Source organism: Klebsiella sp. RHBSTW-00484 (assembly GCF_013705725.1).
Lineage (GTDB): Bacteria > Pseudomonadota > Gammaproteobacteria > Enterobacterales > Enterobacteriaceae > Klebsiella.
Window position 1 is genome coordinate 430,225 of sequence record NZ_CP055481.1, and the last position, 24,407, is coordinate 454,631.

The 24,407-nt window shown below is 53.4% G+C and carries 18 protein-coding genes; 13 read left to right on the top strand and 5 right to left on the bottom strand.

From position 1 onward, the window contains the following. The first annotated feature begins 68 nt into the window (after positions 1–68). A complete protein-coding gene (gene ggt, locus HV213_RS01965) occupies positions 69–1,811 on the top strand; it encodes a gamma-glutamyltransferase (RefSeq protein ID WP_181484619.1) in 1,743 nt (580 codons plus the stop codon). 170 nt (positions 1,812–1,981) lie between these two features. Here the strand turns inward: ggt and HV213_RS01970 are convergent, their stop codons facing one another. The 3 genes from HV213_RS01970 to HV213_RS01980 form a co-directional block, all read right to left on the bottom strand. Next, positions 1,982–2,944, bottom strand: a complete 963-nt coding sequence (locus HV213_RS01970) for an IS110 family RNA-guided transposase (RefSeq protein ID WP_197975051.1) — start codon at positions 2,942–2,944, stop codon at positions 1,982–1,984. A gap of 236 nt (positions 2,945–3,180) precedes the next feature. Then, entirely contained in the window at positions 3,181–3,660 is a 480-nt protein-coding gene (yhhY, locus tag HV213_RS01975; RefSeq protein WP_181486319.1) for an N-acetyltransferase, read from the bottom strand. A 260-nt stretch (positions 3,661–3,920) separates the two neighbouring features. Next, entirely contained in the window at positions 3,921–4,580 is a 660-nt protein-coding gene (locus tag HV213_RS01980; protein WP_181484620.1) for a bactofilin family protein, read from the bottom strand. Between the two features lie 400 nt (positions 4,581–4,980). Here HV213_RS01980 and HV213_RS01985 point away from each other — a divergent pair, with 400 nt between their 5' ends. After that, positions 4,981–6,018, top strand: a complete 1,038-nt coding sequence (locus HV213_RS01985) for an oxidoreductase (protein WP_181484621.1) — start codon at positions 4,981–4,983, stop codon at positions 6,016–6,018. 121 nt (positions 6,019–6,139) lie between these two features. Next, a complete protein-coding gene (locus HV213_RS01990; RefSeq protein WP_110274922.1) occupies positions 6,140–6,835 on the top strand; it encodes a pirin family protein in 696 nt (231 codons plus the stop codon). A 51-nt stretch (positions 6,836–6,886) separates the two neighbouring features. Here HV213_RS01990 and HV213_RS01995 read toward each other — a convergent pair whose 3' ends face one another. Continuing rightward, the gene (locus HV213_RS01995; protein WP_181484622.1) at positions 6,887–7,939 is read right to left on the bottom strand and encodes a YdcF family protein; all 1,053 of its coding nucleotides are present in this window, start codon (positions 7,937–7,939) and stop codon (positions 6,887–6,889) included. A gap of 255 nt (positions 7,940–8,194) precedes the next feature. Between HV213_RS01995 and gntR the strand changes: the two genes are divergently transcribed. The 10 genes from gntR to HV213_RS02045 all read left to right on the top strand — a co-directional run bounded on the left by gntR (position 8,195) and on the right by HV213_RS02045 (position 23,416). Next, entirely contained in the window at positions 8,195–9,190 is a 996-nt protein-coding gene (gene gntR, locus HV213_RS02000; RefSeq protein ID WP_110274923.1) for a gluconate operon transcriptional repressor GntR, read from the top strand. 181 nt (positions 9,191–9,371) lie between these two features. Next, a complete protein-coding gene (gene gntK, locus HV213_RS02005; protein ID WP_110275063.1) occupies positions 9,372–9,902 on the top strand; it encodes a gluconokinase in 531 nt (176 codons plus the stop codon). Beyond that, positions 9,902–11,242 (top strand): gluconate transporter, encoded by a 1,341-nt coding sequence (gene gntU, locus HV213_RS02010; RefSeq protein WP_004854994.1) that lies wholly within the window; start codon positions 9,902–9,904, stop codon positions 11,240–11,242. Before gntK ends, gntU begins: the two co-directional genes overlap by 1 nt. A 454-nt stretch (positions 11,243–11,696) precedes the next feature. Next, the gene (asd, locus tag HV213_RS02015; protein ID WP_112214801.1) at positions 11,697–12,803 is read left to right on the top strand and encodes an aspartate-semialdehyde dehydrogenase; all 1,107 of its coding nucleotides are present in this window, start codon (positions 11,697–11,699) and stop codon (positions 12,801–12,803) included. A 248-nt stretch (positions 12,804–13,051) separates the two neighbouring features. Continuing rightward, positions 13,052–15,238 carry a 1,4-alpha-glucan branching enzyme gene (gene glgB, locus HV213_RS02020; RefSeq protein WP_181484623.1) on the top strand — a complete coding sequence of 729 codons (2,187 nt, stop codon included), beginning with the start codon at positions 13,052–13,054 and terminating at the stop codon, positions 15,236–15,238. Further along, entirely contained in the window at positions 15,235–17,211 is a 1,977-nt protein-coding gene (gene glgX / locus HV213_RS02025) for a glycogen debranching protein GlgX (protein ID WP_181484624.1), read from the top strand. Before glgB ends, glgX begins: the two co-directional genes overlap by 4 nt. A gap of 81 nt (positions 17,212–17,292) precedes the next feature. Continuing rightward, positions 17,293–18,588: a glucose-1-phosphate adenylyltransferase gene (glgC, locus tag HV213_RS02030; protein WP_181484625.1), complete on the top strand. Its 1,296-nt coding sequence runs from the start codon at positions 17,293–17,295 to the stop codon at positions 18,586–18,588. Beyond that, the gene (glgA, locus tag HV213_RS02035; protein ID WP_181484626.1) at positions 18,588–20,021 is read left to right on the top strand and encodes a glycogen synthase GlgA; all 1,434 of its coding nucleotides are present in this window, start codon (positions 18,588–18,590) and stop codon (positions 20,019–20,021) included. Before glgC ends, glgA begins: the two co-directional genes overlap by 1 nt. Positions 20,022–20,036: 15 nt before the next feature. Further along, positions 20,037–22,484: a glycogen phosphorylase gene (gene glgP / locus HV213_RS02040; protein WP_110274929.1), complete on the top strand. Its 2,448-nt coding sequence runs from the start codon at positions 20,037–20,039 to the stop codon at positions 22,482–22,484. Positions 22,485–22,660: 176 nt separating this feature from the next. Continuing rightward, on the top strand, positions 22,661–23,416 hold the full coding sequence (locus HV213_RS02045; protein WP_110274930.1) for an IclR family transcriptional regulator: 756 nt from the start codon (positions 22,661–22,663) through the stop codon (positions 23,414–23,416). Positions 23,417–23,459: 43 nt separating this feature from the next. Here the strand turns inward: HV213_RS02045 and HV213_RS02050 are convergent, their stop codons facing one another. Further along, positions 23,460–24,365, bottom strand: a complete 906-nt coding sequence (locus HV213_RS02050; protein ID WP_181484627.1) for a dihydrodipicolinate synthase family protein — start codon at positions 24,363–24,365, stop codon at positions 23,460–23,462. Between the last annotated feature and the right edge of the window lie 42 nt (positions 24,366–24,407).

Here is a 24,407-nt window from a genome sequence, read left to right on the forward strand (position 1 = left end):
AACAATGATTTTTTAAGACTTATCATCCAGGATTATGTGTAAATAAAAGCATATTCAGGAGTATGACAATGATAAAAACAACGCGCTGGCGTCAGGTGGTCATCGCTGCTTTGCTGGCGGGCGGCAGTTTTACCGTCGCCGCAAATCCCGCTCCGCCTCCGGTATCTTATGGTGTCGAGGAAGATGTTTTTCATCCGGTTCGCGCGCAGCAGGGGATGGTCTCCTCGGTCGATGCGCTGGCAACCAACGTCGGCGTGGATATTCTGCGTCAGGGCGGCAATGCGGTGGATGCAGCCGTTGCTGTGGGTTACGCGCTGGCGGTCACGCACCCACAGGCCGGTAATATTGGCGGTGGCGGCTTTATGATGCTGCGTACCAAAGACGGTAATACGACGGCGATCGATTTTCGTGAGATGGCCCCCGAGCAGGCCACCCGCGATATGTTTCTCGACGATCAGGGTAACCCGGACAGCAAAAAATCGCTGACATCGCATCTGGCCTCCGGCACGCCGGGCACGGTTGCGGGTTTCTCCCTCGCGCTGGAAAAATACGGCACGATGCCGCTGAACAAGGTTATTCATCCGGCGATTAAGCTGGCGGAAGAGGGCTTCATCGTCAACGATGCGCTGGCCGATGACCTGAAAACTTACGGTAGCGAAGTGATCCCCGAGCATGCCAACAGCCGGGCCATCTTCTGGAAAAACGGCGAGCCGCTGAAAAAGGGCGATAAACTGGTGCAAAAACAGCTGGGCAAAAGCCTGGAACTGATTGCCGAGCTGGGGCCTGATGCCTTCTATAAAGGCGTGATTGCCGACCAGATTGCCGGAGAAATGAAGAATAACGGCGGGCTTATCACCAAAGCGGATCTGGCAAATTACAAAGCGGTAGAGCGCACGCCAATTAGCGGCGAATATCGCGGCTACCAGGTCTTCTCAATGCCGCCGCCCTCATCCGGCGGGATTCATATCGTACAGATCCTCAATATCCTGGAAAACTTCGATATGAATAAGTACGGCTTCGGCAGCGCCGACGCCATGCAGGTAATGGCGGAAGCGGAAAAACATGCCTATGCCGACCGCTCGGAATACCTTGGTGACCCGGACTTCGTCAAAGTGCCGTGGCAGGCGCTAACCAACAAAGCGTACGCCAAATCGATTGCCGAACAGATCGACGTGAATAAAGCGAAACCGTCGAGCCAGATTCGCCCCGGTAAGCTGGCGCCGTATGAAAGCAATCAAACCACCCATTTCTCGGTGGTGGATAAAGACGGTAACGCCGTTGCGGTCACCTATACGCTGAATACGACCTTTGGTACCGGTATCGTGGCGGGTAACTCAGGCATTCTGCTGAATAATCAGATGGATGACTTCTCTGCGAAACCCGGCGTGCCGAACGTTTACGGGCTGGTGGGTGGCGATGCCAACGCCGTCGAGGCGAAAAAGCGTCCGCTGTCGTCGATGTCGCCGACCATCGTGGTGAAAGATGGCAAAACCTGGCTGGTGACCGGTAGCCCCGGCGGCAGCCGTATTATCACCACCGTGCTGCAGATGGTGGTGAATACCATCGATTTCGGTATGAACGTCGCAGAAGCTACCAATGCTCCGCGCTTCCATCATCAATGGTTGCCGGATGAGCTGCGGGTGGAGAAGGGGTTTAGCCCGGATACGCTGAAGCTGCTGGAGGGTAAAGGACAGAAAGTGGCGCTGAAGGAGGCGATGGGCAGCACCCAAAGTATTATGGTCGGCCCGGATGGCACGCTGTATGGCGCATCCGATCCGCGTTCGCCGGATGATTTAACGGCAGGGTATTAGGTTTACCCTCACCCCGACCCTCTCCCTGGAAGGGAGAGGGGGAAAGCGAGGCCTGAGAGCGATCTTAGCTATGGTGCATTGTGGGAGAGGGGGAAGCAGGGCTGTGTGCGATCTAAACTACAGCTCGAAACGGTCCCCTCTCCTTTTAGGGAGAGATACCGTCTTGCCGGTTATCCTGCAAGTGGTATTTCAGCGTTAAATTCATGCCCGGATTTCACCACACCATAAGCCAGCTGCAGTAATTTCCTCATTCCTGCACACACTCGCTCTTTCCCTGTCTTACCCCGGGCTGCAAGCCTTTCCATCAGGTTTTTCACCACCTTATTGCATCTTCCTGCCACTACCGCTGGCATATACAGTGCGCTACGCAGCTCTGCATGGCCCACTTTCGACAGCCTGCTTTTCCCTTTCCACATCCCTGACTCACAACGACGAGGATTCAAACCAGCATACGCCACCAGTGCCTTGCTGTTGCTGAACCGTCGCAGATTTCCTGCGAACGCCAGCAGGCTCACACTCAGCATGTCTCCTATTCCGGGGATACTTTTCAGTAGCTCCCGGTCCCGCTTCAGGTCTGGGTTATCATCGATATGCCGGTTGATTTTATTGCGGGTTTCTTCAATCAGCTCATCCAGCATCGTAACGTGTTCATTCAGGGAAGGAACGATGACTTCATCTGCTGCCTCAAGGCGGTTCATCTCCATCTGACGCATCTCTTCCAGGTTACGCAGGTGGCGTACCAGAGCCGTCAGTTGTCGTTCGCTCAGCGGCGCAGGATGCCAGGGGGCCGGCTGATACAGAGCGCAGTAGCGCGCTATCAGCGCCGCGTCGCTTTTGTCCGTTTTATTGCGGGTCAGTTCAGTGTTTGCGAACGCATGGATACGTGCCGGGTTTTCAAGGCTGACGCAGCAGCCATTATCGGCCAGCAGGGTGGCCAGTTCAGTGCTGTAGCAACCTGTTGCCTCCATGCAGACATGACAGTGACCAAAACGCGCCAGCCAGTTCAGAAATTCGCGGCATCCGGCTGGGGTATTGGCGAATTTTTTGGTTTTGTACTTCTGGTTTGGCAGCAGGACAGCAACGTCGAATTTGAGTTTGGCGATATCAACGCCGACAGGGACAAGATTCATCATGGTACTCCGTAACCTTATGAATATTATCGCCGGACCATCCTTATATGTGGGTGCTCAGGGCACAGGATACCGTTCGGTCTTGAGGCGACAGGGAAACAGGTTACCGGGGCATAATCTCTCCCGCGGGCTCAGGGGCTCCAGGGCTGGGTGATGCTCACCGGTAACCTCCCGATGATCAGTCGGGGATCTTCTCCGCCGGAACGGAGAAGGTCAAGACATAAGGGTTAGGGTGAGGGTCACCCCTTCAGCCGCGCCATAAAGTACGCATCCACATACTCGCCGTTGCGTAGGGCGTATCTCTTGCCGGTTCCTTCCACAATAAAGCCAAATTTGCGGTAAAGCGCCATAGCGGATGGGTTGTCCGTAAATACGGTTAACTCAATGCGTTCAACGCGTAGCCAGTTATCACACAGATTAATCATTTCACGCATCAGCGCGCTGCCTACGCCGCGACCGTGTGCCTGCGACGCAACGCTAACGCCGAAGGTCGCCACGTGGCTGCGACGAGGATTGGGCTCGACGCTCAGTTTGAGGTGGCCGACAACCTGTTCATCGATGGTGGCGACCAGATGACGGCTACCGGGTTTCGGTAGCAGGCGCTCCTGCCACATTTCCATAGAAGGATGTGGTAGCTGTAACGTGTCGTGATAGACCTCCGGATGCGAAGTCAGCTGGCGTAAAGGTTCAGCATCGCGTGGCTCGGCATGGCGTATCACTATGTCACTCATTCTTCATTTCCTTAGTTTGCTAAAAGTCCCTTTAAACATCACTGACTTTAAAAAATGCGTCAACGACTATTTTTTGCAAAAAGGAGTAGACAAGTGCGAATGAGAATGATTATTATTGCCCTGCATTCAGGGAGACCCTTGCGGAAAGCCTGAAAGCACGACATTGCTCACATTGCTTCCAGTATTACTTTAGCCAGCCGGGTGCTGGCTTTTTTTTGGCTTTTTTTCAGCCAACTCCCGGAAGAGAGTTACTGCGCAACCTCTGCGCTTTGTATCTCAGTCTTATCTTTGATTTCTGCAGTGGTATCAGTGATAAACCCCACGACGTTGCTCTTTTCTGCGAGTGGCGGCAGCACTTCTGCCTGGCCTGAAAAAACGCCGCCTTTTTTGATAGCCAGCGTGCGGTAGGCTAGTGTGCCGGTGATTTTGCCGTTCTTGTCGATTTCGATGGTGTCGCTGTTGCACTGGCCGATGACGCCGCCGTCAATAATCAGCTCTCGACAGAGGATATTCCCCTCGACCAGGCCACCAGTCATCACCTTGATTTGGCAGTCTTTGGCGTCGATATCGCCACTTACGGTACCGTAAATATCAACATCTCCTTCCGCAATGATATTTCCTTCAAAGCGGATGCCGCTGGCGATAATCGTGGCGGCAGGCTTTTTTATCACGGTTTGTGGAGGCGTGCTGACGGGGGTTGGCGTACTCACCGCTGGTGGCGTAGCTTCAGTGATTTTATTCTTTTTAAACATATGGTTAACCCGATGGTATTGAAAGTGAAAAACGAAAGATGACAGGGATAAAAAGCCCGCTAGCCAAGCCAGATACGAGTTTCCGAAGTACCAGGCTATCAGGCCAAGCAGCCAAAAGAGAAGGGCGCTGTTTAAGGCGATATACTTGCTTTCCATGCGAATGAGATGGCTACTCCTTTAGTCATCGTATTTGGGAAAAGGTGAGCGCGAGTGGCGTCATGCCCGTGAACGCTCTGGATAAAAAATGTTCTTTTCCCGAGAATTCCTCTTATCCGTAATTTAATCCGTAGGGTCAATGAATTTGATCGATAAATTTAACATTTAAGAATTTGCTACTCTAAATAGAGGGTTAAGTTCGCTACCAGCTTGCGCTATGGTTAATAGCAGAGACGTTAACTAAGAGCCTATCCCATTAGGCTATTTTATTTGCCATTTTGGCCCTGGGCAGTGCTCACAACCTCATGTACTACGTGTACGCTCCGGTTGTTCCGCGCTGTCCGTGTCCAAACTGGCTACAACAATTGCGCCTACTGGGATAGGCTCTAAGGACAGCGTTATGACTTTGCACTGCGCATTTATTGGATTTGGCAAAAGCACCACCCGCTACCATCTTCCCTATGTACTGCACCGTAAAGACCGCTGGCATGTGGCGCATATCTTTCGCCGCGGCGCAAAGCCGGAGGAGCAATCGCCGCAGTATTCACATATCCATTTCACCAGCGACCTTGATGAGATACTCAATGACCCGCAGGTCAAGTTGGTGATTGTCTGTACCCATGCTGACAGCCACTTTGAGTATGCGAAACGGGCGCTGGAGGCGGGCAAAAACGTGCTGGTCGAAAAGCCGTTCACCCCAACCCTGGAAGAGGCGAAAGCGCTATTTGCGCTGGCGAAAAGCAAAGGGCTGACGGTCACGCCTTACCAGAATCGCCGCTTTGACTCCTGCTTCCTGACCACCAAAAAGGTTATCGAGAGTGGAAAACTCGGTGAAATTGTCGAGATTGAAAGCCACTTCGACAACTATCGCCCGGTAGATGGGGGGAAACCCGGACTGCCGCAGGATGGCGCGTTCTACGGCCTGGGCGTCCATACCATGGACCAAATTATCTCTCTGTTTGGCCGTCCGGATCTCGTGTCGTATGACATTCGTAGCGTGCGCAATCAGGCCAATCCGGACGATACTTTTGAGGCTCAGTTGTTCTACGGCAACCTGAAGGCGGTCGTCAAAACCAGCCATCTGGTGAAATTGCCCTATCCAAAATTCATCGTTCACGGCCATAAAGGCTCGTTTATCAAATACGGAATTGACCAGCAGGAGACCAGCCTTAAGGCCAACATCATGCCGGGCGAGCCGGGATTCGGCGCGGACGACACGCTCGGCCTGCTGGAGTACGTCAATGAGGCGGGTGAAACCGTGCGGGAAGAGATTCCGGTTGAAACCGGCGACTATGGCCGCGTCTATGATTCGCTGTATGACACCATCGTTAGCGGCCAGCCGAATTTTGTCAAGGAATCTGAAGCTCTCACCAATATGGAGATCCTTGAACGCGGCTTTGAACAGCCATCACCCTCCACCATAACCCTCGCCAGATAAGCCACGATGGCTCCTCTGTACTCGTTCATATTTTTTGAATAGAGGAGTCAATTTTCACCCTCTATGATCGTTTGGGGATTGGGTCCACACTTAATCCATCGAAAACATACGGGGGTGCAACATGATCTTTTTACGCAAAGCTAACGAACGCGGTCACGCTAACCACGGTTGGCTGGATTCCTGGCATACTTTCTCTTTCGCTAACTATTACGACCCGAATTTTATGGGTTTCTCGGCGCTGCGCGTGATCAATGATGACGTGATTGATGCAGGTCAGGGTTTCGGTACCCATCCGCATAAAGACATGGAAATCCTGACCTATGTGCTGGAAGGTGCGGTTGAACACCAGGACAGCATGGGTAACAAAGAGCAGGTTCCGGCGGGTGAGTTCCAGATTATGAGCGCAGGCACCGGGATCCGTCACTCTGAGTACAACCCGAGCGACACCGATAAACTGCACCTGTATCAGATCTGGATCATGCCGGAGAAAAATGGCATCACCCCGCGCTACGAGCAACGTCGCTTTGACGCCGCGCAGGGCAAACAACTGGTGTTGTCACCGGATGCACGTGATGGCTCGCTGAAAGTATTTCAGGATATGGAGTTGTATCGCTGGGCGCTGCTGAAAGATGAGCAGTCAGTGCATCAGATTGCCGCCGAACGTCGCGTGTGGATTCAGGTAGTGAAAGGCGAAGTGACCATTAATGGGACCAAAGCGACCACCAGCGATGGTCTGGCGATTTGGGATGAGCAGGCGATTTCCGTACACGCCGATAGCGATAGTGAGATACTGCTGTTCGATCTGCCGCCAGTTTGATGTTGAGATGAAATTGCTCAGCCGCTCTGTGAAGAGCGGCTTTTAGTTAATTTATATTTCCAGTAATTCTGGTGCGGAACGCATCATATTCAGACCAAAAGCGCGTAGCGCATCGCGATAGATACCCAGCGTTCGCGCGCCTTCCTCTTGTAATTCTGCCAGCGGTTTATCCGGCGCGGCCACCATTTGTACATTATATTCCAGCCCATTTTGCCATCCCAGCACTTCCAGGATAGCTTTACCCCGGCGAACGTGAGTACCTGAACTAATGAGAACAATATTTTTTATCTGCAGTTCATTAACGATATAGCGTGAATAAATCATGTTCTCGACGGTATCCCTGGCATAGTTTTCATCAATAATTCTGTCCGGATCGATCCCCTTTTCCGTCAACCAGCGTTTCATTTCAACGCCTTCATTTTTATTATTTTTGGGTACTCCGCCGGTAACGATAATTTTGGCTTCTGGAAGCGCTTTTGCTACCTCAAGCGTCTTATTTAAACGATCAATTAATGTGGTAGCCATGTTTCCATTCTCTTCAAGAGCAAAGCCCAGAGTCACAATGGCTGTCGGGGAATCTGTCTTAAATGAGGTGGGTAGCTGATCCATAACTGGGGTATGGAGACCGTTTTCAACCGTGGTAAAAATCTTTTGTAGATCGCTGGCTCGGGCCGGGTACATTTTTTTTAATGTGAATAAAGCAGGATTCTCTTTTTTGCCTTGAGCATGCGTATACAGAGCCTGGTAAGTCAAGGCATCAATGTCATTTGGTGAGAGCTTCAGGATTCGATCATAGGTGCTCAGCGCATCATCGAGACGGTTTTCCCAAACTTCTGTGGCCGCGATACTAAATAGAATGTCCAGGCGCCAGGGAGCCAGCCGATAGGCCTCCTTCAGACTTTTTTCGAGCGCGGGCATATCCCATTTAACATATGCCTCATGTGCCTGGGTTAGATAGTGATGAACGCTATTACGCTGTTCGCTGGCTACTTGATAGCCGTAGGTCCCATTTTTTATTGACGATGTGGTGTTTGCAGAGGCTACCGTGAAATGCAAGCCAATTAAGATGCATAGTGTTGAGAGTAAAGTCTTTTTTAAGTTCATGATTAGTCCTTTAATTATTTTTAGATGAAAAAATGAGCAGGGTTGCCTGACGACAATATATTTCTCATCGCGAATTATCTAATTTAATCTGTATGAAATGTGATCAGTCTCAAGCGCTGACACTCCATAGGTGAGAGCTGCACACTTTTTATCTACAGAGCGAAATAATCGCTCTACATCCTCAAACATCCGGGAAGGTTGCGCTTTGTCCGTGATAAACTGAGAAAATGTTTCCCATTTATCACAGTCAGGACGATGAAAAAGAAAAGACCCGTACTTCAGGATGTAGCCGATCTTGTCGGCGTGACCAAAATGACGGTCAGTCGCTATCTACGTAACCCGGAACAGGTTTCCGAGGCGCTGCGTGGCAAGATAGCCGTTGCTCTCGATGAACTGGGTTATATTCCAAATCGCGCCCCTGACATCCTCTCTAATGCCACCAGTCGCGCCATTGGCGTGCTGCTGCCCTCGTTAACTAACCAGGTCTTTTCGGAAGTGTTGCGCGGTATTGAAAGCGTTACTGACGCTTTTGGTTATCAGACCATGCTAGCGCACTACGGCTATAAGCCGGAAATGGAAGAAAAACGCCTGGAATCGATGCTCTCCTGGAACATCGATGGCCTGATCCTCACCGAACGTAGCCATACGCCGCGCACGTTGAAAATGATTGAAGTGGCCGGGATCCCGGTTGTCGAACTGATGGACAGCCAGTCGCCGTGCCTCGATATTGCCGTCGGCTTTGATAACTTCGAAGCGGCCCGGCAGATGACCGCCGCGATCATCAATCACGGCCACCGCCACGTTGCCTATCTTGGCGCACGTCTCGACGAACGTACTATCATCAAACAGAAGGGGTATGAGCAGGCGATGCTTGATGCCGGGATGATGCCCTACAGCGTGATGGTCGAACAGTCTTCCTCTTTTTCATCGGGAATTGAGCTGATGCGCCAGGCGCGTCGCGAATATCCGCAGCTTGACGGTATCTTCTGCACCAACGACGACCTGGCGGTTGGCGCGGCGTTCGAGTGCCAGCGCCTGGGGCTGAAAATCCCTGATGATATGGCGATTGCCGGTTTCCACGGTCATGATATCGGCCAGGTGATGGAGCCGCGTCTGGCCAGCGTTCTCACGCCGCGTGAGCGTATGGGGCGTATTGGCGCTGAACGTCTGCTGGCGCGCATTCGCGGTGAAGTAGTGACGCCTAAGATGTTAGATTTAGGTTTCACATTGTCACCGGGTGGATCTATTTAAACTGACAAATTTGAAGTAGATCACACATATTCACATCTGGCACGAATGGTTATTGCTTCTCCACAAGTCCGGCATGACAATGTTACCGATAACAGTTACCCGTAACAATTAATCTGTACGCGAGCATTTCATGCCTTTTAAAGCAGCCAGGCTGCGCGTATGTGTCCAGTGGGAGGAAGCTTTGAGCACGACTAACCATGATCACCACATCTATGTCCTGATGGGCGTTTCCGGCAGCGGTAAATCCGCCGTCGCCAGCGAAGTGGCGCATCAACTGCATGCCGCGTTTCTCGACGGCGACTTTCTGCATCCGCGCAGCAACATCAACAAGATGGCTTCGGGCGAACCGTTAAACGATGACGACCGCACTCCGTGGCTGCAGGCGTTGAACGATGCCGCATTCGCCATGCAGCGTACCAACAAAGTGTCGCTGATTGTCTGTTCTGCGCTGAAAAAGAGCTACCGCGACATCCTGCGTAAAGGTAACCCGAATCTCTCCTTTATCTACCTGAAAGGCGATTTCGAGGTTATTGAAAAACGCCTGAAGGCGCGCAAAGGCCACTTCTTTAAAACCCAGATGCTGGTGACGCAGTTTGAAACGCTGCAAGAACCGGGCACAGAAGAAAGCGATGTTTTAATCGTCGATATCGACCAGTCATTGGAAGGCGTGGTCGCCAGCACCATTGAGGTGATCAACAAAGGCAGTAACTAGTGAGTACATTAACGCTTGTTTTAACAGCAGTCGGCTCCGTTTTGCTGCTGCTGTTTTTAGTCATGAAGGCGCGTATGCATGCCTTCGTGGCTTTGATGGTGGTTTCTATTGGAGCTGGTCTTTTTTCCGGAATGCCGTTGGATAAAATCGCGGCGACGATGGAAAAAGGCATGGGCGGCACGCTGGGCTTTCTGGCAATCGTCGTCGCGTTAGGGGCAATGTTCGGTAAGATCCTGCATGAAACCGGCGCGGTCGACCAGATTGCCGTCAAGATGTTGAAATCTTTCGGTCACAGCCGCGCCCATTATGCGATTGGCCTGGCCGGGCTTATCTGCGCGCTGCCGCTGTTTTTTGAAGTCGCGATTGTCCTGTTGATTAGCGTGGCCTTCTCGATGGCGCGCCATACCGGTACCAACCTTGTGAAGCTGGTGATCCCGCTGTTTGCCGGGGTGGCTGCTGCTGCGGCATTTCTGCTGCCGGGGCCTGCGCCGATGCTGCTGGCTTCGCAGATGCACGCCGACTTTGGCTGGATGATCCTGATTGGCCTGTGCGCGGCAATTCCGGGGATGATCATTGCCGGGCCGCTGTGGGGCAACTTTATCAGCCGCTACGTTGAGCTGCACATCCCTGATGATATTAGCGAGCCGCACCTTGGTGAAGGCAAAATGCCGTCGTTCGGCTTCAGCCTGTCGTTAATTCTGCTGCCGTTAGTGCTGGTTGGCCTGAAAACTATCGCTGCGCGCTTTGTACCAGAAGGTTCTACCGCCTACGAATGGTTTGAGTTTATCGGCCATCCGTTTACCGCGATTCTGGTTGCCTGCCTGGTGGCTATCTATGGCCTGGCGGTACGTCAGGGGATGGCGAAAGACCGGGTGATGGAGATTTGCGGCCATGCGCTCCAGCCTGCGGGCATTATCTTGTTGGTGATCGGCGCGGGCGGCGTGTTCAAACAGGTACTGGTTGACTCCGGTGTGGGTCCGGCGCTAGGCGAAGCGCTGACCGGCATGGGCCTGCCGATTGCGATCACCTGCTTCGTGCTGGCTGCGGCGGTGCGTATTATTCAGGGTTCCGCGACCGTCGCCTGCCTGACGGCCGTTGGCCTGGTGATGCCGGTTATTGAACAACTGCACTACAGCGGCGCGCAGATGGCAGCGCTCTCTATCTGTATCGCTGGTGGCTCTATTGTGGTCAGCCACGTGAACGACGCGGGCTTCTGGCTGTTCGGTAAGTTTACCGGCGCGACCGAAGCGCAAACGCTGAAGACCTGGACGATGATGGAAACCATCCTCGGCACCGTCGGCGCGATTGTTGGTATGATTGCGTTCACGTTGTTGAGTTAAATGTAAGAAATAATGCCCGGTTGAGCAAAGCGACGCCGGGTGAGATTTCCCCACCAAACTTTTTTTACTCGAAATCCTTCGTTTTACCCCCACTTAAATCCCCATCATGAGAAACACGACGAACATCACAGATATCATCAACCCGCGCCAGCACTGGGTTTGTCGGGTTTTGTCAGGAAGATTAAAGCTACTGAATTTCCGCCCTGATCCATAATCCGGATCAATAAAATAGCGCGAGAAAATATTCCCTTCGCAATACAAATACCCTGATAATCATTACAGTTTTCCGGGACGCCAATGATGGTCGCCACGATGCAGAATTAGTTGCGTTACTGATTGCCTGGCAATCATTGATTAATTTCACTTGCGACTTTAGCTGCATTTTGTAATGTGAGGGATTAACCAGTAGGAAACTGGCTCGGCACAAACAGCACACACCTCGCAGGAATACGTTATGAAAAATGTTGGTTTTATCGGCTGGCGCGGAATGGTCGGCTCTGTCCTGATGCAACGCATGGTTGAAGAGCGCGATTTTGACGCCATTCGCCCTGTTTTTTTCTCCACCTCCCAGTTGGGGCAGCCTGCTCCATCTTTTGGTGGCAGTACCGGTGGCACGCTTCAGGATGCGTTTGACCTGGAAGCACTGAAGGCGCTGGACATTATTGTCACGTGTCAGGGCGGCGATTACACCAACGATATTTACCCGAAGCTGCGTGAAAGCGGCTGGCAGGGGTACTGGATTGACGCGGCCTCTTCGCTGCGCATGAAAGATGACGCGATTATCATTCTTGACCCGGTGAACCAGGATGTTATCACCGCTGGCTTGAACAACGGTGTGAAGACCTTTGTTGGCGGTAACTGTACCGTCAGCCTGATGCTGATGTCCCTTGGCGGCCTGTTTGCTCAGGATCTGGTTGAGTGGGTCAGCGTGGCGACTTACCAGGCGGCTTCCGGCGGCGGTGCGCGGCATATGCGCGAGCTGCTGACTCAGATGGGTCAGCTGCATAGCCATGTCGCGACAGAGCTGGCGAATCCGGCTTCCGCCATTTTGGATATTGAACGCAAAGTGACGTCGTTGACCCGCAGCGGCGAGCTGGCGGTGGACAACTTTGGCGTGCCGCTGGCAGGTAGCCTGATCCCTTGGATCGACAAACAGCTGGATAACGGTCAGAGCCGCGAAGAGTGGAAAGGCCAGGCGGAGACCAACAAAATCCTCGCGACCGCTTCGGCGATTCCGGTAGACGGCCTGTGCGTTCGCGTTGGCGCGCTGCGTTGTCACAGCCAGGCGTTCACCATCAAGCTGAAAAAAGATGTTTCGATCCCGACCGTTGAGGAACTGCTGGCTGCGCACAATCCGTGGGCCAAAGTGGTACCGAACGATCGTGACATTACCATGCGTGAGCTGACCCCAGCTGCCGTGACCGGCACCCTGACCACCCCGGTGGGTCGCTTACGTAAACTGAACATGGGGCCTGAGTATCTGTCGGCCTTCACCGTCGGTGACCAGCTCTTGTGGGGCGCAGCTGAACCGCTACGCCGCATGCTACGACAGCTGGCATAAAAAAACAGGATGAGCAAAAAGGGGTGATAGAACACCCCTTTTTTTTGCGTAATACAAGGAGTAAACGCGGATGTTTGATTTTTCCCAACGGAGGTAACGCAGCCTTGGCTATGCTTTAAGTAAGGGGCAATGATGTCTCCTTACCTGAAGGTGGGACGGAGCAGGAGGATGCACATTGTGCTGCGCCGTTCAGGTCAAAAAAAGTCGCCGGATGCAGGAAAAGGCGGCACTTACAACAGGATGAAACCATGTCTAATCGTATTGATAGGGACGTGATTAATGCGCTTATCGCTGGCCATTTTGCGGATCCTTTTTCCGTACTTGGTATGCATTGCACCGAAGCCGGGCTGGAAGTTCGCGCATTATTACCTGACGCCACCGACGTGTGGGTCATTGAACCGAAAACCGGACGCAAAGTCGGCAAGCTTGAATGCCTTGACTCGCGCGGTTTCTTTAGCGGCGTTCTGCCGCGACGTAAAAATCCTTTTCGCTATCAGTTGGCCGTGACCTGGCATGACCAGCAAAACCTGATCGACGACCCTTACCGTTTCGGCCCTCTGTTGCAGGACCTGGACGTATGGCTGCTGTCGGAAGGCACGCATCTGCGCCCGTATGAAACGCTGGGTGCGCACGCCGATACCATGGACGGCGTCATTGGGACGCGTTTTTCAGTTTGGGCACCGAACGCTCGCCGGGTCTCAGTCGTCGGCCAGTTTAACTACTGGGACGGCCGCCGCCACCCGATGCGTCTGCGCAAAGAGTCCGGTATCTGGGAGCTGTTCGTTCCCGGAGCCGTGAACGGCCAACTGTATAAATTCGAGCTTATTGATGCCCACGGCAAGCTACGGGTGAAGTCTGACCCTTACGCTTTTGAAGCGCAGATGCGCCCGGACAGCGCTTCGCTTATCTGCGGGCTTCCGGAGAAAGTTGAGCAGCCGCAGGCGCGTAAACAGGCTAACGGGTTTGATGCGCCAATATCTATCTATGAAGTTCATCTCGGCTCCTGGCGTCGCCATACCGATAACAATTTCTGGCTGAGCTATCGTGAGCTGGCCGATCAACTGGTGCCGTATGCCAAATGGATGGGCTTTACCCATCTGGAGCTGCTGCCGGTTAATGAACATCCGTTTGACGGTAGCTGGGGCTATCAGCCAACCGGGCTATATGCGCCAACCCGCCGTTTCGGCACTCGGGAAGATTTCCGCTACTTTATCAACGCCGCACATGCTGCTGGCCTTAACGTCATCCTTGACTGGGTGCCGGGTCATTTCCCATCGGATGATTTTGCCCTTGCGTCGTTTGACGGCACCTCGTTGTATGAACATAGCGATCCGCGCGAAGGCTATCATCAGGACTGGAACACGCTGATTTACAACTACGGTCGCCGCGAGGTCAGCAATTTCCTGGTTGGCAATGCGCTGTACTGGATTGAGCGCTTTGGCATTGATGCGCTGAGGGTCGATGCGGTGGCATCGATGATTTATCGCGACTACAGCCGCAAAGAGGGTGAGTGGGTGCCGAACGAATTCGGCGGCCGGGAAAATCTTGAAGCCATTGAGTTCCTGCGTAATACCAACCGGGTCCTGGGCGAACAAACGCCGGGCGCGGTGACGATGGCGGAAGAGTCGACCGATTTTGCTGGCGTATCTCGCCCTTCATCTGATGGTGGTCTGGGTTTTTGGTTTAAGTGGAACCTTGGCTGGATGCACGACACTCTCGATTACATGAAGTTAGATCCGGTGCATCGTCGCCATCATCACGACAAGATGACTTTCGGCATGCTCTATAACTACACCGAGAACTTTGTGTTGCCGCTCTCCCACGACGAAGTGGTGCACGGTAAAAAATCGATTCTTGACCGTATGCCGGGTGACGCCTGGCAGAAGTTCGCCAACCTGCGTGCCTACTACGGCTGGCTGTTTGCCTTCCCGGGTAAAAAGCTGCTGTTTATGGGCAATGAATTCGCTCAGGGGCGTGAGTGGAACCATGACGGGAGCCTCGACTGGCACCTGCTGGAGGGCGGTGATAACTGGCACCACGGCGTTCAGCGGCTGGTGCGCGACCTGAACCATACCTATCGTCACCATAAAGCATTGCACGAGCTGGATTTTGACCCTTACGGCTTCGAATGGCTGGTGGTCGACGATCATGAGCGCTCGGTATTTATTTTTGTCCGTCGTGACAAGGCTGGTAATGAAATCATCGTGGCCAGCAACTTTACCCCGGTGCCGCGTCATGAATACCGTTTTGGTATCAACCAGCCGGGGAAATGGCGCGAAGAGCTGAATACCGACTCCATGCATTACCACGGCAGCAATACAGGTAACTGCGGGGTTGTTGAAAGCGAAGCGATTGCCAGCCACGGCCGTGAATACTCTCTCTCGATCACGCTGCCGCCGCTGGCGACGGTGTGGCTGGTGCGGGAGGCACAATGATCGTGCTCACGGCAGGAAAGCCCGCGCCGTTGGGGTCTTGCTACGACGGTAAGGGAGTGAACTTCGCCCTCTTTTCCGCCCATGCGGAGCGGGTGGAACTCTGTGTGTTCGATGAGCAGGGCAACGAACGGCGTGTCGACCTGCCCACGCGCAGTGGCGATATCTGGCACGGTTGGCTCGCTGATGTCGGGCCGGGATTGCGCTACGGCTACCGCGTCCACGGTCCGTGGGATCCGGCGCAGGGGCACCGCTTTAACCCGGCGAAACTGCTGCTCGATCCCTGCTGCCATCAGGTTGACGGCGTGCTGCCTGATGATGAGCGTCTTCATGGCGGCGATTGCGATCCCGATAACCGCGATAGCGCGGTAATAGCGCCGAAATCGCGAGTGGTGGATCTGCATTACGACTGGCGCGGTGATAAGCCGCCGCGCACGCCGTGGGGTCAGACGGTCCTTTATGAAGCCCATGTCAAAGGGCTGACGTACCTGCATCCTGAACTACCCGAGGCGATTCGCGGCACTTACAAGGCTTTGGGTCACCCGGTGATGATCGACTATTTCCGCACGCTGGGTATTACTGCACTAGAGTTAATGCCGGTGGCGCAGTTCGCCAGCGAGCCGCGTCTCCAGCGGATGGGGTTAAGCAACTACTGGGGCTACAACCCATTGGCGATTTTCGCCCTTGATACGCGCTATGCCAGCGAGCCGGAACGGGCGCTCAATGAGTTTCGCGATGCGGTAAAAGCGCTGCACGCCGCGGGCATTGAAGTGATCCTCGACGTGGTGCTGAACCATAGCGCTGAAATAGATCTTGAAGGGCCGACCTTCTCCCTGCGCGGAATCGACAACCGTAGCTATTATTGGATCAGAGAAGACGGTGATTATCACAACTGGACCGGTTGCGGGAACACCATCAACCTCAGCCATCCGGGCGTGGTGGAGTATGCCCGTCAGTGCCTGCGTTTTTGGGTGGATGAGTGTCACGTTGATGGTTTTCGTTTTGACCTGGCGTCAGTCATGGGCCGCACGCCGGAGTTTCGTCAGGATGCACCGTTGTTTGAGGCTATCCGTAACGACCCGCGTCTGGCGAAAGTGAAGCTGATCGCTGAGCCCTGGGATATTGGCCCCGGCGGCTATCAGGTCGGTAATTTTCCGCCACTGTTTGCTGAATGGAACGACCACTTCCGCGATACCGCGCGTCGTTTCTGGTTACAACAAAATGTCTCGTTGGGCGATTTCGCTCAGCGTTTTGCTGCCTCCAGCGATGTTTTTCAGCGCAATGGGCGGCAGCCTGCGGCGGCGGTCAATTTGGTCACCGCGCACGATGGTTTTACCCTTCGCGACTGCGTTTGTTTCAATCAGAAACATAATGAGGCAAACGGCGAAGAGAATCGCGATGGGACTAACAATAACTACAGCAACAATCATGGTATAGAGGGATTAGAAGGGAATCTTGCTGTGATTGAACGGCGCCGTGCCAGCGTCCACGCCCTCCTGGCGACGCTGCTGCTGGCGCAAGGAACGCCGATGCTGCTGGCGGGTGACGAACAGGGTCATAGCCAGCATGGCAACAACAATGCTTATTGTCAGGACAATGCGTTGACCTGGCTGGACTGGAACCATACGAACCGCGGGCTGACCGCGTTCACAGCCGCGCTGATTCATCTGCGCCGACGTATTGCGGCATTAACCGCTAATCGTTGGTGGCAGGAGGGTGACGGCAGTGTTCGTTGGTTAAACCAGAATGCGCAGCCGCTCTCTGCCGATGAATGGCAGCATGGTGCACCGCGTATGCAGATCATATTGTCCGATCGCTGGTTGATAACGCTCAATGCTACCCCTGAGGTGGCGGAGATGGTTTTACCTGCGGGGGAATGGCGCGCCATTCCACCTTTCGCCGGAGAGGATAATCCGGTCATTATGGCTGTCTGGCATGGGCCCGCGCACGGAGTGTGCGTATTTCAAAGGTCGTAAACCTCGAGGCTTCCGGTTGGTCTCGAAGCGGCGGCGCGGCGAGAAGGGCAGGCAAGCTGGGGAGTAAAAAAGGAGTTAATTATGGTTGGGGTAGAAAAGAACGATCCGTTGATGCTGGCACGTCAGTTGCCGATCAAATCTGTTGCGCTGATCCTTGCCGGGGGACGTGGTACCCGTCTGAAGGATTTAACCAATAAACGTGCGAAACCTGCTGTCCATTTCGGCGGTAAGTTCCGTATTATCGATTTTGCGTTATCTAACTGTATTAACTCAGGTATTCGCCGTATCGGCGTCATCACCCAGTATCAATCACATACTCTGGTGCAGCATATCCAGCGCGGCTGGTCGTTCTTCAATGAAGAGATGAACGAATTTGTTGACCTGCTGCCCGCCCAGCAAAGGATGCAGGGCGAAAACTGGTATCGTGGCACGGCGGATGCGGTGACGCAGAACCTCGACATCATCCGCCGCTATAAGGCGGAGTATGTGGTGATCCTTGCGGGCGACCATATTTACAAGCAAGACTACTCGCGCATGCTGATCGACCATGTCGAAAAAGGGGCGCGTTGCACCGTGGCCTGTATGCCAGTGCCCATTGAAGAAGCACCGGCGTTTGGCGTGATGGCGGTTGACGAAAGCGAGAAGATTATCGATTTTGTTGAAAAACCGACTAACCCACCGGCGATGCCGGGGGATGCGAGCAAATCGTTGGCGAGCATGGGTATCTATATCTTTGATGCGGATTACCTTTATGAGCTGCTGGAAGAAGACGATGGCGATGAAAACTCGAGTCACGACTTTGGTAAAGACATCATTCCAAAGATAACCAAAGCTGGCATGGCTTATGCACATCCTTTCCCGCTCTCCTGCGTGCAGTCAGACCCGCAGTCTGAGCCGTACTGGCGCGATGTCGGTACCCTTGAAGCGTACTGGAAAGCCAACCTCGACCTGGCTTCGGTGACGCCGGAACTGGATATGTACGATCAGAACTGGCCGATTCGCACCCATATGGAACCTTTGCCGCCAGCAAAATTCGTCCAGGACCGCTCAGGTAGTCATGGGATGACGCTGAACTCACTGGTATCCGGCGGCTGCATTATCTCCGGCTCCGTGGTCGTTCAGTCGGTGCTGTTCCCGCGCGTGCGGGTGAATTCATTCTGTAACATTGATTCGGCAGTCTTGTTGCCAGAGGTTTGGGTTGGCCGTTCGTGCCGCCTGCGTCGCTGCATTATTGACCGCGCCTGCGTGATCCCGGAAGGTATGGTTGTCGGTGAAAATGCGGAAGAGGATGCACGTCGTTTCTACCGCTCGGAAGAAGGTATCGTGCTGGTCACCCGCGACATGCTGCGGAAATTGGGGTACCCACAGGAGCGCTAATGCAGGTATTACATGTATGTTCGGAGATGTTCCCGCTGTTAAAAACCGGTGGACTGGCGGATGTGATCGGCGCGCTGCCTGCGGCGCAAATTGCACAGGGCATCGATACCCGCGTGCTGTTGCCCGCGTTCCCTGATATCCGCCGTGGTATTACCGATGCGCAGGTAGTGACTCGCCGGGAGACTTTTGCCGGTCCTGTTACCCTGCTGTTCGGACATTTTGACGGCGTGGGCATCTATTTGATTGATGCCCCACATCTCTACGATCGCCCAGGGAGCCCTTACCACGATACCCATCAGAATGCTTATACCGATAACGTGCTGCGCTTTGCGCTGCTGGGCTGGGTGGGCAGCGAGATGGCCTGCGGGCTGGACCCATTCTGGCGTCCTGATGTCGTCCATGCCCACGACTGGCATGCAGGCCTGACGCCTGCATACCTGGCGGCGCGCGGCCATCCGGCTAAGTCGGTCTTTACGGTACATAACCTGGCCTACCAGGGCATGTTCTACTCATGGCATATGAATGACATTGAGCTGCCGTGGTCGTTCTATAACGTTCATGGTCTGGAATTTAACGGTCAGATCTCCTTCCTGAAAGCGGGTCTTTATTACGCCGACCACATTACGGCGGTCAGCCCGACCTATGCTCGCGAAATTACCGAGCCGCAGTTTGCCTACGGAATGGAAGGTTTGCTACGCCAGCGTCAGCATGAGGGTCGTCTGTCAGGGATCCTCAACGGTGTTGACGATAAAATCTGGAATCCGCAAAACGATCTGCTGCTGGCAACGCGCTATGACCGCGATCGTCTGGAAGAGAAGGCCGAGAATAAGCGTCAGCTGCAAATCGCCATGGGGCTGAAGGTGGATGACAAAGCGCCGCTGTTTGCTGTTGTCAGCAGACTGACCAGCCAGAAAGGGCTGGACCTGGTGCTGGAAGCGCTGCCGGGTCTGCTTGAACAGGGAGGCCAACTGGCGCTGCTGGGGGCCGGAGATCCGGTGCTGCAAGAGGGATTCCTTGCTGCCGCCGCTGAGCATCCTGGCAAAGTTGGCGTGCAGATTGGTTACCATGAAGCCTTCTCGCACCGCATTATGGGTGGCGCGGATGTGATTCTGGTGCCGAGCCGCTTTGAGCCGTGCGGCCTAACTCAGCTGTATGGCCTTAAGTACGGCACGCTGCCGCTGGTTCGGCGCACGGGTGGTCTGGCGGATACTGTTTCCGACTGCTCGCTGGAAAACCTTGCTGACGGTCTCGCCACCGGGTTTGTTTTTGAAGACAGTAACGCCGTGTCGCTACTGAGGGCTATTCGACGCACATTCGTTCTGTGGTCGCGCCCGTCGCTCTGGCGTTACGTTCAGCGTCAGGCGATGAATATGGATTTTAGCTGGCAGGTTGCCGCAAATTCTTACCGCGAACTTTATCAGCGCTTGCTGTAACCAGGAGCCAACGCTATGAATGTACCTTTTAGCTACTCATCACCCACGCTGAGCGTTGAGGCGTTAAAGCACTCTATTGCTTATAAGCTGATGTTTATCATCGGCAAAGATCCGGCTATCGCTAACAAGCATGAATGGCTCAACGCCACGCTGTTCGCCGTTCGCGATCGCATGGTGGAGCGCTGGCTGCGCTCAAACCGCGCCCAGCTTTCGCAGGAGGTTCGTCAGGTCTATTACCTGTCGATGGAGTTTTTGATTGGCCGAACCTTGTCTAATGCGCTGCTGTCGTTGGGGATCTATGACGACGTCAACAACGCGCTGGAAGAGATGGGGCTGAACCTTGAAGAGCTGATTGACGAAGAAAATGACCCCGGCTTAGGCAACGGCGGTCTGGGTCGCCTTGCGGCCTGCTTCCTCGATTCTCTGGCGGCGCTGGGTTTACCGGGCCGCGGTTATGGTATTCGCTACGACTACGGCATGTTTAAGCAGAACATCGTTGATGGGCGGCAGAAAGAGTCTCCGGATTACTGGCTGGAATACGGTAACCCGTGGGAGTTTGAGCGCCATAATACTCGCTATAAAGTCCGTTTTGGCGGGCGTATTCAGCAGGAAGGTAAAAACTCGCGCTGGGTGGAAACCGAAGAGATCCTCGCTGAAGCCTATGACCAGATTATCCCTGGCTTTGATACCGACGCGACTAACACGCTACGTTTGTGGAGCGCCCAGGCCAGTAGCGAAATTAACCTCGGGAAATTCAACCAGGGCGACTACTTCGCGGCGGTAGAGGATAAAAACCACTCTGAAAACGTCTCCCGCGTGCTCTATCCGGATGATTCCACCTATTCCGGGCGCGAGCTGCGCTTGCGTCAAGAGTATTTCCTCGTTTCGGCGACGGTGCAGGATATCCTCAGCCGTCACTATCAGCTGCATAAAACCTACGCCAATCTGGCGGATAAAATCGCCATTCACCTCAATGACACCCACCCGGTGCTGTCGATTCCCGAGCTGATGCGCCTGCTGATTGACGAGCATAAGTTCAGCTGGGATGAGGCGTTTGAGGTGACCTGCCAGGTCTTCTCTTACACCAACCATACCCTGATGAGCGAAGCGCTGGAGACCTGGCCTGTTGAGATGCTGGGTAAAATCCTGCCGCGTCATTTGCAGATTATTTTCGAGATTAATGACTACTTCCTGAAGACCTTGCAGGAGCAGTATCCCAGCGATACCGCGCTGTTGGGCCGCACATCGATTATTGATGAGTCTAATGGTCGTCGCGTGCGTATGGCCTGGCTGGCGGTAGTGGTCAGTCATAAGGTTAACGGCGTGTCTGAGCTGCACTCCCGGTTGATGGTCGAGTCGCTGTTCGCTGAATTTGCGAAAATTTTCCCGATGCGCTTTACCAACGTCACCAACGGCGTGACGCCTCGCCGCTGGCTGGCGGTGGCCAACCCGCCGTTGTCGAAAGTGCTTGATGAGAATATCGGTCGTACCTGGCGTACCGACCTGAGCCAGCTTAAGGAGCTGGAGCAGCACATTGACTATCCGACGGTGAATAAAGCGGTACGGCAGGCCAAGCTTGAGAACAAACAGCGGCTGGCGAACTACATCGGCCAGCAGCTTAACGTGGTGGTGAACCCGAAAGCGCTGTTTGACGTGCAGATCAAGCGTATTCACGAGTACAAACGCCAGCTGATGAACGTGCTGCATGTGATTGCTCGCTACAATCGCATTAAGGCCGATCCTGATGCCGAGTGGGTGCCGCGAGTGAATATCTTCGCCGGGAAAGCCGCTTCAGCTTACTACATGGCCAAGCATATCATTCATTTGATCAACGACGTGGCGGCGGTGGTGAATAACGATCCGCAGATTGGCGATAAGCTGAAAGTGGTGTTTATCCCTAACTACAGCGTGAGCCTGGCGCAGTTGATTATTCCGGCGGCGGATCTCTCTGAGCAGATTTCGCTGGCGGGAACGGAAGCCTCCGGGACCAGCAACATGAAGTTCGCGCTCAACGGCGCGTTAACTATCGGTACGCTGGATGGCGCTAACGTTGAGATGCTGGAGCACGTCGGCGAAGACAATATCTTTATCTTCGGTAATACCGCGGAGGAAGTTGAAGCGCTGCGAGCCAGTGGCTACAAACCGCGCGAATACTACGAGCAGGATGAAGAGCTGCATCAGACGCTGACGCAAATCGGCACCGGTCTGTTCAGTCCGTCGGAGCCGGGCCGCTATCGCGACCTGCTGGATTCGCTAATTAACTTTGGCGACCATTATCAGGTGCTGGCAGATTACCGCAGCTATGTGGATTGTCAGGATAAGGTGGACGAACTGTATCGTCATCCGGAAGAGTGGGCCAATAAAGCGATGCTCAATATTGCCAATATGGGCTATTTCTCCTCTGACCGTACGATTAAAGAGTACGCCGACCATATCTGGCATATCGATCCGGTCAGGCTGTAGAGGGTTAAACCTTGAGAACGGGGCCAAACGGCCCCGTTTTTTATCGTGGTATATTCGTGGGTATGCTGATATTCGTCTGCTGAATCTATTAGCAGCATTTGGTCTCTGTTATGGAAAAAGGGTTGAGTACTGGTGTATAGTATTAGCAGAAAAATTCATAATTAATTGATAATAATATGAAAAAGATTACAACATCTATTCCGGCCCTCGATAAAATCATGCGCGTATTTGCTTATCTTCTGGAGTGCGATGGCGCAACGTTTACCCAGATCCATCAAAATTCAGGGATTGCGAAAAGCAGTACCTCATCTTTGCTCAATGGCATGGTGGAGCATGGGTTATTACGCCAGGAAAAAGACAAGTATTATCTGGGGTTACGCCTGTATGAATTAGGTAATAAAGCGGCGGAACAGTACGACATTAAAAAAATCGCGTTACCGATTCTTGAAGAGATTCGCGATAACACCGGCCTGACCTGCCATCTCGGCGTTCTGGAAGGCGATGCCCCCATTTATCTTCTGAAAGTCGAAAGCCCACAGGCTATTGTGATTCGAAGCTGGGAGGGCAAGCGCCTCTCATTACATAGCTCAGGGCTGGGGAAGGTACTGATTGCATGGCTTAGCGGGGAAGAGCTGGAAGAATTGCTGCCTCCAGATCAGATATTAACGCGTTTTACGGATACGACGATCACGGATGTGAATATCCTTAAACAGGAGTTAGCCGGAATTCGCCGCCGCGGCTGGGGTTATGATAACGAAGAAGACTCCCTTGGCGTGCGCTGCATTGCGGTGCCGGTATTCAATGCGCAGGGGAAAGTGATTGCCGCCCTGAGCGTATCCGGCGTTGCGTTCCAGATCCCCGATGATAAACGCGAGTCGCTTGCTACGCTGATGATGGATGCCAGCCGTAGCCTGACGCGCCTGATGTGCTGAAATAAAAAAACATAGCGGGCAAGAAGCCCGCTTTCGTCATCGCTTAAAGTCCCGCACGCTGTAAGACCTGCTTCAAATTCGAAATATGTTCTTCATTTGCCGGCAAAACGGGGGGCATTACGTGAGTTGAAATATCGACTCCGCTAAGCTGAATTGCCTTTTTGATTATCCCGAAGAAAGGTGAATCCAGGCTGTAAATAGTGGAAAGCGCGGACAGCCTGCGCTGTAATCCGAACATTATCTCATACTCTTTTTCACACCACGCGCGGTAGATTCCGCAGGTTAGCTGCGGCGCAAAGTTCGCTGTCGCTGGGATCCCGCCGTTGCCGCCTAAGATAAGCGTATCCATCATATATTCATCATAGCCGGAGAAAATAACGAAGTCCGGACGCGCTGGCCTGACATTATTGATGATTTCACGAATATGGCTGATATTATCAACGGTATCCTTAATACCGATAATATTGGGGTGATCTTGCGCCAGCCGGGTAATTAAATCAACGCTAAGGTCCTGTCCCGTCAATGCTGGAAAGTTGTATAGAATGACCGGGCTTTTTATGTTATTAGCCACGGTTTTGAAATGATGATAAATATACTCATCGGTCAATCTGGCATAGTAGGGATTGAGTACCAGCACGGCATCGACTTCGAGCCGGTCGGCATGCTGACCATACTCAATCACTTCCTGCGTGCTGGTACTGCTAATACCTAATAGTACTGGAATGCGGCGGTTAATATGACGGACGCAAAACTCTGCGGTTTCCAGACGCAGCGCATTGGTCATATGGCAAAATTCCCCCCCGCTGCCCAGCAGTAATACGCCATTGACCTTGCTTGCAATAAGATGATCCAGCAAGGTCGCCATGCCGACTTTATCTAACTCTCCCTGCGCATTAACGATGGTCGGGACTGGCGGAAATACGCCGTGAAATTTTGTAATCTGAGTCATGTATTGATCCTTAAAACAGGCGAGCCGTAGCCCGCCAGGGAT